The sequence below is a fragment of the Pseudoxanthomonas sp. PXM03 genome (assembly GCF_014852005.1).
Classification (GTDB): Bacteria; Pseudomonadota; Gammaproteobacteria; order Xanthomonadales; family Xanthomonadaceae; genus Pseudoxanthomonas_A.
This window is the reverse complement of record NZ_JACVAU010000001.1, coordinates 1,382,773-1,397,595: the sequence shown is the minus strand read 5'-3', so window position 1 is coordinate 1,397,595 and position 14,823 is coordinate 1,382,773. Positions and strand designations below refer to the sequence as shown.

14 protein-coding genes are annotated in these 14,823 nt (G+C 58.9%); 9 read left to right on the top strand and 5 right to left on the bottom strand.

What is annotated here, in order from left to right; genetic code table 11:
- Positions 1-107 precede the first annotated feature (107 nt).
- Positions 108-449 (top strand): cyclophilin-like fold protein, encoded by a 342-nt coding sequence (locus IB223_RS06545; RefSeq protein ID WP_192200802.1) that lies wholly within the window; start codon positions 108-110, stop codon positions 447-449.
- Between the two features lie 50 nt (positions 450-499).
- Positions 500-1,018, top strand: a complete 519-nt coding sequence (locus tag IB223_RS06540; protein WP_343227148.1) for a cupin domain-containing protein — start codon at positions 500-502, stop codon at positions 1,016-1,018.
- A 131-nt stretch (positions 1,019-1,149) separates the two neighbouring features.
- Here the strand turns inward: IB223_RS06540 and IB223_RS06535 are convergent, their stop codons facing one another.
- The 5 genes from IB223_RS06535 to IB223_RS18820 all read right to left on the bottom strand — a co-directional run bounded on the left by IB223_RS06535 (position 1,150) and on the right by IB223_RS18820 (position 4,634).
- Positions 1,150-1,398 (bottom strand): protein L, encoded by a 249-nt coding sequence (locus tag IB223_RS06535; RefSeq protein WP_192200801.1) that lies wholly within the window; start codon positions 1,396-1,398, stop codon positions 1,150-1,152.
- Positions 1,399-1,564: 166 nt separating this feature from the next.
- Complete coding sequence (locus tag IB223_RS06530; RefSeq protein WP_192200800.1) at positions 1,565-2,449, bottom strand: NmrA/HSCARG family protein; 885 nt, start codon at positions 2,447-2,449, stop codon at positions 1,565-1,567.
- 17 nt (positions 2,450-2,466) lie between these two features.
- Entirely contained in the window at positions 2,467-3,342 is an 876-nt protein-coding gene (locus IB223_RS06525) for an NAD(P)H-binding protein (protein ID WP_192200799.1), read from the bottom strand.
- 97 nt (positions 3,343-3,439) lie between these two features.
- Positions 3,440-3,871 (bottom strand): limonene-1,2-epoxide hydrolase family protein, encoded by a 432-nt coding sequence (locus tag IB223_RS06520; protein ID WP_192200798.1) that lies wholly within the window; start codon positions 3,869-3,871, stop codon positions 3,440-3,442.
- 64 nt (positions 3,872-3,935) lie between these two features.
- On the bottom strand, positions 3,936-4,634 hold the full coding sequence (locus IB223_RS18820; RefSeq protein WP_343227147.1) for an AraC family transcriptional regulator: 699 nt from the start codon (positions 4,632-4,634) through the stop codon (positions 3,936-3,938).
- 487 nt (positions 4,635-5,121) lie between these two features.
- Here IB223_RS18820 and IB223_RS06510 point away from each other — a divergent pair, with 487 nt between their 5' ends.
- The 7 genes from IB223_RS06510 (at position 5,122) to IB223_RS06480 (ending at position 14,631) form a co-directional block, all read left to right on the top strand.
- Complete coding sequence (locus IB223_RS06510) at positions 5,122-5,691, top strand: TetR/AcrR family transcriptional regulator (protein ID WP_192200796.1); 570 nt, start codon at positions 5,122-5,124, stop codon at positions 5,689-5,691.
- A gap of 134 nt (positions 5,692-5,825) precedes the next feature.
- Complete coding sequence (locus tag IB223_RS06505) at positions 5,826-6,839, top strand: hypothetical protein (protein WP_192200795.1); 1,014 nt, start codon at positions 5,826-5,828, stop codon at positions 6,837-6,839.
- A 50-nt stretch (positions 6,840-6,889) separates the two neighbouring features.
- The gene (locus tag IB223_RS06500) at positions 6,890-7,708 is read left to right on the top strand and encodes an SDR family oxidoreductase (RefSeq protein WP_192200794.1); all 819 of its coding nucleotides are present in this window, start codon (positions 6,890-6,892) and stop codon (positions 7,706-7,708) included.
- Between the two features lie 176 nt (positions 7,709-7,884).
- The gene (locus IB223_RS06495) at positions 7,885-8,718 is read left to right on the top strand and encodes an SDR family NAD(P)-dependent oxidoreductase (protein ID WP_192200793.1); all 834 of its coding nucleotides are present in this window, start codon (positions 7,885-7,887) and stop codon (positions 8,716-8,718) included.
- Positions 8,719-9,411: 693 nt separating this feature from the next.
- The gene (locus IB223_RS06490) at positions 9,412-10,605 is read left to right on the top strand and encodes an AAA family ATPase (RefSeq protein WP_192200792.1); all 1,194 of its coding nucleotides are present in this window, start codon (positions 9,412-9,414) and stop codon (positions 10,603-10,605) included.
- Between the two features lie 232 nt (positions 10,606-10,837).
- Positions 10,838-13,486 (top strand): protein kinase family protein, encoded by a 2,649-nt coding sequence (locus IB223_RS06485; RefSeq protein ID WP_192200791.1) that lies wholly within the window; start codon positions 10,838-10,840, stop codon positions 13,484-13,486.
- On the top strand, positions 13,483-14,631 hold the full coding sequence (locus tag IB223_RS06480; protein ID WP_192200790.1) for a hypothetical protein: 1,149 nt from the start codon (positions 13,483-13,485) through the stop codon (positions 14,629-14,631). The genes IB223_RS06485 and IB223_RS06480 overlap by 4 nt, the downstream gene beginning before the upstream one ends.
- The last annotated feature ends 192 nt before the right edge of the window (positions 14,632-14,823 follow it).

The following is a 14,823-nucleotide window of genomic DNA, read 5'->3' as shown; positions in this document are numbered from 1 at the left end:
TACTCGGTCTGACGATCCTGGGGGGCTGCAAGGCCAGCCAGCTCGAGGCTCCCGTTATCGTTGCCAAGGATGCAGGTCGTGCATCCGCTACTTCGGAGGGTGCTCGCATGTGGATGACCGTCGGAGAACGTCGTTTCGCCATAACCTTGGCCGATACCGCGGCCGCGCGCGCGTTCGTGGCCAGACTTCCCTTGACGCTCGATATGGCAGAGCTCAACGGCAATGAGAAGCACGCCGATATGCCGCAAGTGCTGCCAACCCATGCAGAGCGTCCAGGCACGATAGAAAACGGCGATCTAATGCTTTACGGCTCCAGTACGGTTGTCATCTTCTACAAGACATTCCGTTCGTCGTACTCGTATACACGGCTCGGGCGTGTTGAGGACCCCAACGGCCTCAGTCAAGCGCTGGGTACGCGCAATAGCCGAGTGGTGTTCTCGGGCAACTAGCCCGACGCACCACGCCTTAAAAGCCTTATCGGAATGGAGAGTAAGTTCCTATGCAGATTCCAACCTCACGGTCACGTTACTCAGCGCTTCTGTTTCTATTGGTTGGCCTTGGGACGATTCCACTCTCGCTCGCATCATCGGAAGGGGCCGAAACCATGCGTATAGATCGGAATGGAACTTTGCCGTCCAGCGTGGGCCCTTCGGAGTACTTCACCGGAAGCGTCAGGATAGACATGCAGTTTCAGCGAGAAGCACCTTCCCGTGTTTCCGGGGCAACGGTGACGTTCGAGCCGGGCGCACGTACGGCCTGGCATAGCCATCCGCTGGGCCAAACGCTGATAGTTCTCTCCGGCAAGGGCTGGACGCAATGCGAAGATGGACCAATCATCGAGATCAATCCCGGAGACCACATATGGTGCCCACCTGGTCATCGTCATTGGCATGGCGCTACGCCCACCACTGCAATGACCCATGTTGCTATCCATGAAGCACTGGATGGGAAGGTGGTCACATGGATGAAACATGTGAGCGACGACGAATACCGAGTCGGCCCGCCGGTGAGCGACTAAGGGAGACCGAAACGCTATTCGAACTCGATGTCCGCTTCTGGCCGGAAGCAGACATCTAGCTCTAACAAAGGAGCAGATGTTGGCCGACTCGGAGTTCATACCGGTTAGGCGCGAAGTGCCACCTGCCTCACTCAACTCTTAGCCGCTGTATTGGCTCGTATGTTGAGCTTCCAGCGGATATCACCTTCGTCCGTGCCGTGTTGATGATGGTTCTGGTGTGGGAAAGGGTCACGTTGGTTAGCCGCGATTTCTCGCCGGCATCCCAGGCAACGGTAGATGCCGGACACCGGCACCTTCTCGCCTGGGCCGTAAACATCCTTCCAGTGCTTCTGCGCGGCATCGCCTTCGCCTATGACCGAAGTGCTGATCGTCCAGGACATCGTCTTCCCCCTTGTTTTTGGGACGGACTCGCGTTGTGGATTGAGAACTTACGCAGAGGAGGAAGTCTCCTCTGCGCACGGGCTGTCATCACGACAGTCCGGCCGCACCATGGGTGACGGCCTGATTGGCCCGGTGTGAAGCCAATCCTCAGGGGACTTGGTGTGGCTACCCGACCGCCGACTCGGAGCACTGCTGAACGCCATCGGCGATCAGCCAGTCATCGAGCCGCCGCAATCTGGGATCACAGGATCGTAGTGCTGCCAGATCAGCTTGGTAGCCGGCCGTACCGAACCAGGCGAACATGTGTCGTACCTCCTGGGGCAGTGCGAGCAGCAGTACGCGCGGAATCGGAACCGGCAGGCCAGCCCATCGGCCTTGGCGATTGAACGTTTTTACGATCTGCGCATAGGTGAGCTCATCACCTGCCAATTCCTCGGTCCGGCCGATGTAGGCCTCGGGGTGGGCAAAGGCGTTGGCGACCCAGCGTCCAATGTCCTGGGTCGCCACCATCTGCAGGGTCTTGTCCGCTGGCAGGTAGCTGCGCAGCATCGCCAAGACGATCACACGCATCGATGGCTTGGCGAAGTTGTTCATGAAGAACGTGGGCCGAACGATGCTGGCCGGCAGACCGATGGCCCTGGTGTACTCCTCCACGCGCCACTTGCTCTCGAAGTGAGCAATGCTCGAACCACGCTCTGCACCGCCCACCGAGCTGTAGATGAAGTGCTTCACCCCTGCAAAGCGTGCGGCCTCGGCCACATCAATCCCGCGTGCGGTCTCGATGTCTCCGCCGCGGTCAGTTCCCTGGACCGAGAACACACCGTAAGCGCCGGCCATGCCGCGCTGCAGCGAATCCAGGTCATCCATGTCTGCTCGCACGACCTCCATGCCCGCGATACTGAGTAGGCGTGCGTTTCGCGAGGCCGGGTCCCTGCTCAGCGCACGCACCTGCCAACGACCATCGGTCACCAGAGCTTGAGCGACCGCGCCTCCCTGCTGGCCCGTGGCCCCGAGGACGACGATCGTGCGCGTTGTCGTTGGGCTTTCCATGGGCCTGTCCGCCCTCGTCATGCTGCAGAGATGAGCGGGCGCAAGGCGTCGATCAACGCCGTGGTGCCATAGCGCATCTCACCGGTGTTGGGCTCGGCGTCCACCTGCCCTCTGTTGTGGGCGTCGTACAGATCCACCAGCAGGCTGGCGGTGCTGGGGCTGGCGATCTTCTCCAACGTTTCCTGCCATGCCGGGCGAGGTAGCTCGACGGCCGCAACAGGCTTGCCGATCAGCGCGCCGATCGCCATGGCGACGTCATTGGCGCTATAGCGGCGCGGACCTTCTGCCTGGACCAGTTGCTCGCCATCGGTGAGGTTGGGCCGACGCAGCAGGTCGGCCGAGATGATGCCTAGATCGTGCGCCGAGATCGTGGGGAATCTGACGGTGAGCGGATGATGCAGGCTGGGCAGTGTGCCGGTGGCGATGGCCACGGGAATCAACGGCGCCCACCCCTCCATGTGCTCGGCCGAGCGTAGGATCACGCGGGGAATCGGCACCTCCCGCAAGCGGGCCTCAAAATTGTGGAAAACACTGGGCATGCCGATGTCCTCTTCGACATGCGCGCCATAGTCGGAGATGGCCACCACCAGCTGCGGCTGGGCCCGGCTCAATGCCTCGACCAGGCTGTTGATGGAGGTGTGCATGTCATCCACGATGTCCTGCGCCGTGGGAATGGGCGGGACGATGACCTGCACGGCCGTGGCCCCGGTGATGGCCTGTGTCAGCGCGTCCGGGTACTGCAGGTCAGCCTGCACGATCTCACAGCCGATAGCCTGCAGTGGGCCAGCCTTGGCCACGTCGCGCACGATCGCGCGAACCGGATGACCCGCCTGACGCAACACCATGGCGGTGGACGTACCCACCTTGCCGGCGGCACCTACGATTGCAAACATGCTTTTTGGTTCCTAAATGAGGGCCAGCGACTATCGCCAGCACCGGTGGCGGCCGTCGCGCAGGATCGGACCGGCCTTGGCAACAACGGACAGCGCGTCAGGCCTCGGTGTAGAGGCCGGTGGGGACGGATCGGGCAAAGCCGGCGGTGTCGAAGTAATCGCGCCAGCTGGCAATCTTCTTGCCGTTGATCTCCAACACGCCCAAGGCTTTGATCGAGGACACGATGGTCCCGTCTGCTTTGCAGAAATGGTCCATGCGTTCGACGTATACCCGGTTGCCCGCACCGGCCAGCGACACGTCCTCAATCCTCATGTGATCGAACTTCACCGGGAAGGCCTTGGCAAAGGCAATGGCCTGATCCCGACCCACGGTACGTGAGACACCCACGTTCTCCCAGACGGTGTTCTCGTCGAAGTAGGTGTCGAAGGAGCGCCAGAACTGCTCGGCAGTGGGTCCTACCGAATTGAAATACTCACGTACCAGGGCGATAGCGCCCTGGCTCTGATCATCATGTACATCAATGGACATGGGTCTCTCCTGGGGAAGGGGGAGACCACAGGGTGGATGCCGCCCAAGGCGGCGTCGCGCAGGATCAGACGCGCCGTTGCAGCTTCGGACCGAAAGAGCTCAGCCGGGCGATGTCGCTGGGCGCTTGGCCTGTCAGGCGACGCATGGTCGAAGCCATGTGGCTCTGGTGCGAGAAGCCGGCGGCTACCGCCACCTCGCTGGCAGGCATGGTCGTAGTGGTCAGCAACGCCTTGGCGTAGTCGACCCGGCGCCGGATCACGTATTGATGGACCGGGATGCCCGTGCTGTTGCGAAACAGGGTCTTCAGGCGCGTACCGCTGACGCCGACGGCATCAGCCAGATCCGACAAGTAGAGCTTGCGATCAAGATTGGTCTCTATGAACTCGGTGAGCAGCTTGAGCTGGCGTTCGGAGAACTTCTGAGTGTGCCCGGTATTAGACGCAGGCTGTCGGTCAATCGTCTCGATCAGGCGCACGGCCAAAGCATTGGCCAGCAGATCGATATAAAGAGGATCCGAGGGAGTTTCGGCCTCCAAGTCCGCCCTAATCGCCCAGCCAATGGCCTCAATGCGGGTATCGCGCATCTGGAAGCGAGGCAGCAGCTCAGCGGCCCGGTCATCCACCCCCAACTCGCCCGCCACCTCAGCCAGCAGTTTGGGATCCAGGCTCAGCTGCAGCACATGGACGTCGGCATCGTCCTCCCAGCTGCCACCCATCCCGGCGGGAACAATATCGATATCCCCCGACCTCTGTATGCGGCGCACACGGCGCCCATCGCACGCACAGCTAGCATTGACTGGTGGGCCTACGTGCATGCCCAAGCGATGAACTTCCGCGCTCGGCGCATGGGAAAGGCCCTTAGGAAAGCGCATGAGATACGCCTCCATACGCGACCAGTCCCTACCAGCGCTGGTAAGCAGTAGTTCGGGAATAGTCGGTAATGATGAGCCGGTCATGGGTCAGGCCTCGAGGACACAGGTAACGCTACTCTCCAGACCGCTCGACAACAACCGAAGGCAAAGATCGTCGCGGACAATCTCTGCCCTAAATTAGGAGTGTCTGCCTCCGACCCGGAGCAGTCTTTGGCCTTGCCGCAGTAGGCAGCTTCAGGGCCGGCGCACGCCGTGGTTGAACTGAGGGGCAACGGACTCTCGCGATCTGAATGCGACACAACACCCTTGAGTGGCTATCCTTGACCTGCGGTCCTGACTGGAATACGTTAATGAGCAAGTACTCAGGCATTGACACTGTATGGCCCGCCCCCTCAGCGAAGAAAAACGCGAAGCGATCCTGGCCGCTGCCGCCGAACTCGTCTCGAGCTTGGGCACCGGCGCACCCACGGCGAAGATTGCTGCTGCGGCAGGTGTCGCCGAGGGAACGCTGTTCACCTATTTCGCGACCAAGGACGATCTGCTGAACGAACTCTTGGTCGATATTGAGACCCAGTTGGCTCAGGCACTGCTCATTTCCTGTCAGGGAGCCAAGAGCCCTCGCGAGCGCGTTCAGCGCGTGTGGGAGTGTCTGGTCGAGTGGGGCACGACGAACCCTGTTCAACGCAGGGCCATGCGGCAGCTCAAGGTGTCGGACCGCATCAGCGCGCAAACACTCCAGCGCTGCAGTGCCTTGTTCGGCGAGATCCGCGCAGTGATCGAAAGAAGCTTGGCTGGCCATGCTGACCCCAAGCGCCTCCCTTTCTACATCGACCATGTCCTGATGGGCCTCGCGGATATCGCGATCGAGGCGACGGCTGCGAATTCGAAGAATCACAAGCAGCACAAGGAAGCGGGCTTCGACCTGTTCTGGCGGGGGATCAAGGCCTGAGGCTTTCTCTTTTCACCCCCAATATGAGCATGTACTCACGCATTAATGGGGGCATTCATGTCCTCCACCGAATGACCGACGCCGACGTTCGGCGCCTGATCCTCGCCCAGCCGAAGCACTGAAAGGAACAAGTTATGCCCACCACCAAGCGCCGCGCATTGATCATCATCTCGTCCGCCCGACAGCTGCCGTTGGCCGAACCGGCTGACGTCAAGTCGATCTCGACCGGGTTCTTCTTGGTCGAGATGGCTCAAGTGCTCAAGGAGTTCGAGAACGACTACGAGTTCACCTTCGCCACCCCCGATGGCAACGCCCCGCAACTCGACATCAACGGCATGGCCCTGTCCATGCAAGCCATCGAGAAGACCGGCACCATTACCATTCCCCTGCGCATGCAGCAGCGCCGCCGCTCGTTTGACGTCAACAGCTTCCGGCAGCGCCACCCCGAGTTGGTCGCCCGCCGCGAGCAGGAAATCCGACTGCTGGAGCGGCACATCGGCCGGATCCCGGTCTCCGAGCTATTGCCTAACAGCGAACCGGAACTCACCGAGTACCGCCCCGAACTGATCCGCCGCCTGGACAAGCTGCCGGAGGGCACCTTCCAGTCTCTGCAGGAACTCATCCTGCGTCACCGCGACCCGGCCGATCCGTTCACTTTTGCCGACTTTGACTTCATCCATACCCCTGGCGGCCACGCCCCCATGGTCGACTTCCGTGACAACCCGTGGCTTGGCGAAACCCTCCACGTGGCCCGGGAGAACGACGTCACCATCTCGCTGATCTGCCACGCGCCCATCGCGGTGACCTCCACCCGGCAGCGCGTCGACGCACAGGGCCGCCCCTACCTCGTCGGCGACAACCCGTTCCTCGCCGCCGCCATCTCGACGGTCCCCGCGATTGGCGAGTTGTTCGCGCTGCGGTTCCTGTACCCGCGCGTCCCGGGAAAGAAGACACGACTTTCCTATTTCGTCGACAAGGCCATCAAGGAAGCCGGCTTCAAACTCGCGACCTCCCTGAACATGGCTGCCCCGCTACTGGCCTACGAGCCGTCCGTGCGGCTGCTCACCGGCAATGGCCCACAGGCCATCGACCAGCAGACCGCCAAGCTGCGCGCCATCCTCGCTGACACCCCGGCGCACCAACAGTAAGCAGCTGAGAAAGTCACTTTGGCCGTCCATCACAACAGGAGAATTACATCATGAGCAAAGTTTGGTTTATCACTGGCACGTCAAAAGGTTTTGGCCGCGAGTTCGCCCTCGCCGCCCTCGAGCGTGGCGATAAAGTCGCAGCGACCGCCCGCAACACGGACACTCTGAGTGACCTGGTCGAGCAATACGGCGACGCCGTCCTGCCGGTCGAGCTCGACGTCACAAACCGCGACCAGGTGTTCGCTGCGGTGAAGTCCGCGCACGAGACGTTCGGGCGGATCGACGTCGTCATCAACAACGCCGGCTACGGGCTCTTCGGAACGGTCGAGGAGATCACCGAGCAGCAGCTGCGCGACCAGATGGAGACGAACCTGTTCGGCGTTTTCCATGTCACGCAGGCGGTCCTTCCGATCCTCCGCGAGCAGGGCGCGGGCCACATCATCCAGATCTCGACCATGGGCGGCATCGTCGCGTTCCCGACCCTTGGCGCCTACCACGCGTCGAAGTGGGCACTGGAAGGGATGACGGATGCACTCTCCCAGGAAGTCGCTGGCTTCGGTATCAAGGTGACGCTGGTCGAACCCGGTGGCTTCGCCACCGACTGGTCCGGTGCATCTGCCATCGTCGCCGACGCGCACCCCGCGTACGCGGCTCTGCACGAGAACATGGCCACGATGCGGGCGCAGGTTGTACTTCCGCAGCCGGTCGGCTTCGGGTCCGCGATCCTCACGGTCGTGGACGCTGAGAAGCCGCCGCTGCGCGTGTTCTTCGGGGAGGGACCGACCCTGATGGCACCGCAGGTCTATCAGCAGCGCCTGGCCGAGTGGGCCCAGTGGGCGCACGTCTCCAAGGCCGCGGAAGGCAAGTAGGAAGGCCGACTTCAAACTCGCGACCTCCCTCAACATCGTCGCCCCGTTACTGGCCTACGAGCCGTCCGTGTGGCTGCTCACCGGTGATGGTCCACAGGCCATCGACCAGCAGACCGCCAAGCTGCACCCGAGCGACTCTCTCCAAATAGAACTCTCCAAATAGAAAAGGTAATGACATGTCGGAAAAAGTCTGGTTCATCACGGGCGCCTCACGCGGTTTTGGCCGCATCTGGGCAGAAGACGCTCTCAAGCGAGGCGACAAGGTTGTCGCAACGGCGCGAAAGCTGGCCGACATCGCCCCCCTTGCCGATGAATTCGGCGATGCCGTCCTGCCTTTGGTGCTGGACGTGACCAGCCGCGATCAGGTTGCCGAAGTCGTCGCGACGGCGCACGCGCATTTCGGCCGTCTGGATATCGTCGTAAACAATGCGGGCTATGCGCTTATCGGCGCGATCGAGGAAGCCAGCGACGCCGAGGTCCGCGCCGAGTTCGATACCAACGTCTTCGGTCCTCTCTCTGTCATCCAGGCAGCCCTTCCGCTACTGCGCGCGCAGGGTTGCGGCCACGTCATCGGCGTTTCAAGCGTGCAAGGGGTCGCCGCCGGCCCGATCACCGGCCTCTATAACGCTTCCAAGTGGGCGTTCGAAGCGCTCCATGAGAGTCTCTCGAAGGAGGTTGCGCAGTTCGGCATAAAGGTCACACTCCTGGAGCCTAATGCGTATGCGACAGACTTTTCGAGTCAGTCCTCGCTGAAGCTCACCACGGGTATCGACGCCTATGCCGAGACACGAGCACAGGTATTCGCCGGCGGCGCAAGCACGAAATTTGGCGATCCTGCCGCAACCTCGGCGTCCCTGTTCAAGGTCGTGGATTCGGAAGAGCCGCCGCTACGCTTCTTCCTTGGGACTGAAGGGTTACCGGTGGCTCGCGCCGCCTATGCTGAGCGACTTGCCGTTTGGGAATCCTGGGAGGATGCCTCCAATGCAGCCCAGGGTCAGCCGGGGATTTGATAAGGAGGGGGGCGCGGAGCGACAGCGCTCCGCGACGGGGCTTGCCCGAGGGATGTGGCGGTCCGTCGGAAGACGGCGCTGGGGGACGTATAGGGCTTCCGCATCGCGAGGAACTTGCGTCTCTGGATTGCGACCTTCCTTTCCATTCTTCTAGCGCTATCAGATCGCTCGGAAAACAACATCCGGTGTACCTTCTTGAGAGCAGACCTTTCAAAGGTTCGAAAGGAGCGTCTTTGCCCTTTGGCTTCCTGTTCGCAAGCGGACCTTGCTATGGCCACCGCGAACGTCTGCTCTGGGGAGAAGCCGAGCCCGCATCGACGGCGCAGAATCCCGGGCTTACGCGGGCGTCTTTGGGATGCATCAGTCGCAGCGACCGGCATCGTCCGGGCCTTACGGCGGCATGCTGACAACGCTTCCGCCGATAGCCCGGCAGCGGGCATTGCCACGTGTCGGCTTCTGGCCGAAAGAAGAAATTCGACCGAATAGGGTAGCCGGATCAGTGGCAGCGATTGATCTAAAAGTAGATGTGTAGATGGCGGATAGGGATGCATGACTCTTATCGAGCTAACTGCATTAGATATCAAATCACGTCACGTGATCTAGTGTTAGATGTGAAATTTCATCCCATAAACGGGGGCACGCCGATTTTTTCAAAGTGATTTAATGGCGACGAGTTCAACACGCCCGGTTGCCATGAAGTCTCGATACGAAATTCCTAGTGGATACACCAACGGTGAGGGCGAACTGCTCGTCCCGACCAGGCTGGCCTATCGTTTTGCTCAGGACCGTCTTGGGCAGGTAGATGATTCAAAACCATCTGTACCGCCCGTTTCAGAAAGCGCCGTTCCACCACTGGTCCCGGTGGCTCGCAAGTCACGCGCGCATCGCGTGCTTCAGGTGTACACCGAACAGGACGTGCAAGAGATGGAGGCAAGCTTGGAGAGCTTGGCCCGGAGCAACGATCGCCGAAAGAATGGCGAGGCGATGGTCCGTCAGTTGAGGAAAACCCAGCCAGTCGGACAGCGCGTGCTGGCGCGCGTACCCAGGGCGTTCCACAAGTACATGGACCTGCTCGAAGCAGAGATGCCCAACTTCAGGCAAGTTGTGGCCACGGTGCGACGCCTACTCGCCTTGCAAGTCGCCGGCGACGGCAGCTTCTACCTGCCGCCCATGCTTTTGGCCGGCGACCCTGGCGTGGGCAAGACCTATTTCGCCATGCGGTTGGCCAGACTGATGGGAACGGGCTTCGAGATGGTGAGCATGGAGGGCGCCTCCAGTCCCATGTCGCTGATTGGCCTGGAACAGCACTACTACACCTCCAGCCCGGGCAAGGTCTTTGATGTGCTTGTCCAAGGCCAGAGCGCCAACCCGGTGTTCGTAGTCGACGAGTTGGACAAGGCTTCATCCGAAGCCCGCTTTCCTCCCGCCAATGCGCTCTACCAATTACTGGAGTCCGAGACGGCGAAACGATTCTGCGATCAGTCGTGCCTGCAGGTGAAGCTGGACGCCAGTCGGATCAGCTGGGTGGTCACGGCCAACGACCTGTCCGCCATTCCGGTCCCGATCCTGTCTCGGCTTTCCACCTTCCATGTCCCCACCCCGGCGCGGGTAGAGCGCGTGCAAATCGCTGGCACCATTTACCGCGATCTTCGCCAGCAGATGGCATGGGGCAAGCGGTTCGGCGCTGTGTTACCTCAGCGCAGTGCCTGTAAGTTGGCCGACGTTGCCGGCTCAGTGAGGCCCATGAAGTCCTTGCTTCGCCTGGCGTGCGCCAACGCTTACCTCCGAAAGAGCTCGTCCGTAGAGCCCGGCGACATCGAACAGGCGCTTCGCTGTGCGATGCCATTGCCGGACTTGGAGCAGTTGGAGACAGGGGGCTGCGCCTGACGCGCAGGATAAGATTGATTGCCGAGCGCCCGTTGTCGTTTGCTGCTTCAGCCTCCGCCGCACTCCCATCAACTTCCAAATCCCCGACTTAGGGCACCGATCCCCGGGGCTCTAGACATAGGCCTACAGTAGTGCTCCCCTATTGGGCCTGAGGCTCTGGATCACCTAGTGACCAAAGTTGCCAAGGGAGTGTTCGGCGTGCCGCCGAAGGGACTGTAGGAGGGGGCTTTAGATGGAACCTTTGAATATGAAGTCGCGTCGGATTCAGATGTCGGATCCCACGAAAGCCTGGCTAAGGGACGGGGGCTCGTTCCCGGCGTTCTTGGACATCACGCTGGCCAATGCATCAAAGATGCAGTTCGAAATCCTTGACCGGCTTGCGGATGGACGAGTGCCAGGTGTTGCGGAGCGGATGGGGCACAAGGGATTTACTCTTCGCGTGCGGAGCAGTGCAAACAACCGCGTGTACGCAGCAAAAATATGCCTGCGGGAAGACTACAGTCCTGACAAGCTAACCGAAGAGATGACGATCGCGAGTGAGATAGATGCGGTCGCTCCAATTCTATCTCACGAACATGTTGGAATTGTTGATTCCCTTCCAGCGCAGCCGGATCCATCAACTGTGTGGCTGTGCTTTATCGGCAGATGGATCGAAGGATCGACACTAGAAAGGCTGATAGAGAGCGGCGCTGACAAGCTCCAGCCGGAACTCGCCCTGCTTGTCCTTAAGAAGCTTCTGTCAGCAGTTCTCTACTTGGAGAAAAAAGGGCTTAAGCATGATGATCTGCATCTTGGCAACGTCATGCTCTCAAAGCGCCCGCAGGAAATCATTGATTCCGAGCCAGGCAGCGATCAGTACTCAATTGACATCATTGACCTGGGCTCTATCAAACGTCGTGATACGCCCACTCGTAAGTTGCATGATGACTGGTCTTGCTATGTGCGGTGCATTGTCAAGATCCACAACACTCTACATGGCGATCGGGCAATCGCTGCGCGTTATCCCCAGCTGTTAAAAGGCCTCTTTGAGTTTTCGCAGTTACTGTCTGATGATGACCCCACGAGGCACTTCATAGATCCAGCATCGTTGGTAGCGCATATCGATGATGCGAAAAGATCCATGTACATGGCGCCAGCTGATGTGGGTGGATCGGCGCTGTCCTCTCCCTTCACTGCTATCAGCGCGGAGCACTTGGCCAGCGACCGACTGCTACTGCAGTTGTTCGTTGATAACTTGGGCTGGTTTAGTAGCGTAAAGGACCCGACCCCTAGTGTTTTGACAGGTCCGCGCGGATGTGGAAAGTCGATGGTCTTTCGCTACATGTCGCTCCGTACGCACTTGGCTACCGAAGAGACCGCCAGGACGGCGTTGTCTGATCTTAGCTTCGTTGGGATATACATTGGTTGCGCCAGCGATCTTCAGAATGACCTTCTTTGGATTAAGAGAGAGCCTGGGCGAGCGGAGCATCTCGCTTCACAGATCGTAACTTTTTTCAACCTGATTGCCGCGAGAGAGCTCTTTCGAACCTTATCTATGATCGCGGCAACTGATAGCGTGGGTAAGGCTCTTGGCGTGAGTCAGGGCACCATTTCACGATTGGCTGAGTTTTCCGTATCAAGCCTTGGGTTGCCCGCAAATCACATCTCAGCTACAGGCATGGATTCGGGGCAAGGACTTGCTGATGAGCTGGATAGAATCCGGATCAAACTTGCGAGAAGCATGCTAGAAGGTTCCTCACCCGAGGTCGTTCTTCCCGACACGTTTCTTCGAGATCTGACGCGAATGGCGGTCAGATTTATGCCCGGTCTGCAGAGTCGGCCTATCGTATTCTTGCTTGATGATTTCACACAGCAGAGACTTGGAGAGAAGGTTCAGTCGGTTCTCAATCCGATACTTTGGCAAAGAGACTCAGCTTGCGTTTTCAAGATATCTTGCGAACCGTATGGCTTCTCGAATTCCCATATCGACGATGCGAAGCTTGACCAGAATCGAGAATACATAGTCATAGACACTGGGCAGCAGCTGCTCAATAGTGCACCGGACATTGCGGCACAGCGGCGAAGATTTGTAGAGGGCTTGATTGATAAGAGGCTAGCCGCGGCAAACTACATCGGTCGCGTAAAGGATCTCATTGGTGAAAGCAGCCACAAGAAGGATACCGAGCTCGCGATCTCGATAAGGGACTCAGTTCAGGGGAGAAGCTATCACTACAACGGCCTAGAAGTCCTTTCCAATGCATGGTCGGGCGATGTGGCCACTGTACTGTTCATGGCAAGAGAGATGTTCCATCGAGCCGGAGTTACCCAAGAAAGAACAGCCCTGATACCCCATCAGCATCAACACGAAGCGATCGTTTATGTGTCCAGAGCGCTAGTTGAGCGCGTCGAGTACTGTCATCCGTTTGGGTCAGAGATGCGGGGCGTGCTAGATATGTTCGCCAGGCTTGCGCGACGCCTGTTGATGGAAGCAAGTCTCCAGACCGATATAGACAGCAAGCTGGAGGTTCCACAGCGGCGATATCGAATGGAAGTCGATATCGATGAAGAAGGTGCATTGTTTGACCAGCTCCATCGCATGACCGGCAGCGACCATGCGGGGTTGCTTCTCAAAGAACTCGTAAGACGATCGATTTTCATCGATCTTGGCGAGAGTCGCAGCAAGGCTAGGAAGCGGACCATCCGACTTCAGGTGAGGTCATCGCTACTGCCGAACTACGGAACGTCGCTAGTTCGCAAAAACTACTTGGATGTAAGGAGCTTGCACGAGCTATCTCTTCTGTTGAATCGCGATAAGGCTTTTGTTGATCGGGTATGGAGTAGATCAGCTGACCTTTCCCGAGCGATAACGGGCGACTTGTTCACCGGGGCGGATCAGCCATGACCGAACGAAAGAACTTCACTGTGAGAACACGGTCAATTGAAGAGGCGATGGTCGATTTTCCGGTGACCACGAGTTGGAGTCCCGGCGCCATAGATGCTGATGTTCTGATTCTGGCCGCCGGATTTGAGCCTAGAGTCAGTGCGTTCCCTGCAAAGTTTCTTGAGTTTGATCAGGCGCCCATACGAGCGGTGCTTGTTGGGCAATATCAAACAAATCCAGAAGACAACGCACTAAGGTTCCAGGAGCTAAGGCCGCTTCTACAGAAGTTCTCGGGCGAACTACGAGAGGTCGACGCTGATGTTCCCGAAGATGTTCTCAGATCGATTATCGAGTTAAGCAAGCTTGGCGGCATCGATAGAATTGCTTTTGATATCAGTGGCGCGTCCTCTAGCTTCATATTCAGTGTGGTTGGGGCTATTTTTCGACAGCTCCCCAACGTCGAACTGACAATCTTCTACGCTGAAGCGGCCACGTACAATCAATCTAAGAAGGTCGGCGACGACTCAGACTCTCCTGCGGAGGCCCCAGAGCATGGCGTTGCCTCTGTGTGGACGAATCCGATATTTCAAGGCAGGCACCAGGATTCAGCCAGCAGCTATATCGTCGCGTTTCCTTCTCTATACTTGTCCCGACTATCTCGTTGTTTGAACTTCTGCGGCGAGGCAGTCGAGAGTCTCGCTGAGCGCAATGTCCTCTGGGTACTTCCTCTTACCGAGGCTGAGGAACATAAATGGCGCCGCGGCGCAACTGTTGATGTAATTAGGAAGTTGGTCGTTCCAATGAGCGAGGATAGTAGTGGCGAATCGATGATGGATCGAGAGGCTCATATCGATTGCCATGTTCGCTCGCCGGATCAGGCGGCACGTATCCTGCTTAGAGAGGCAGAGATAAAATCTGGTCGGAATATCTACCTTGTACATATGGGGTCAAAGATGCAAGCGATTGGTGCGGCGCTCGCACTTGCGGCACGCGAAGAAGTGTCGCTTGTTCATGCAAGACCCGAGCGATTCACTCCAAGCGCATACTCTGACGGAATTGGAAACATGTACTGCCTCAAAATTCCCAACTTGGGAAGAACGGTAAAATCGATGGCTTCAGTTGGTCAAATGGTGTTGGTCTGCGCCGACGGCACAGAAGAGTATTGACTCGGCGCGGGCCTACTTGGGGCAGGAGAATGGGATATCGAGATTCACCCTTACTTGAGGCCGGCAAGGTTTGGCTTTGCCTGACGACGCTCGGTCACCGGCGATTTGTCGAAGATGCCATTCACGCGGCAGGCCTACCCCGCGGCGCTCACTTGAGGTTGAGGTATCGCAGGCCTTATGTATCTAGGCAAC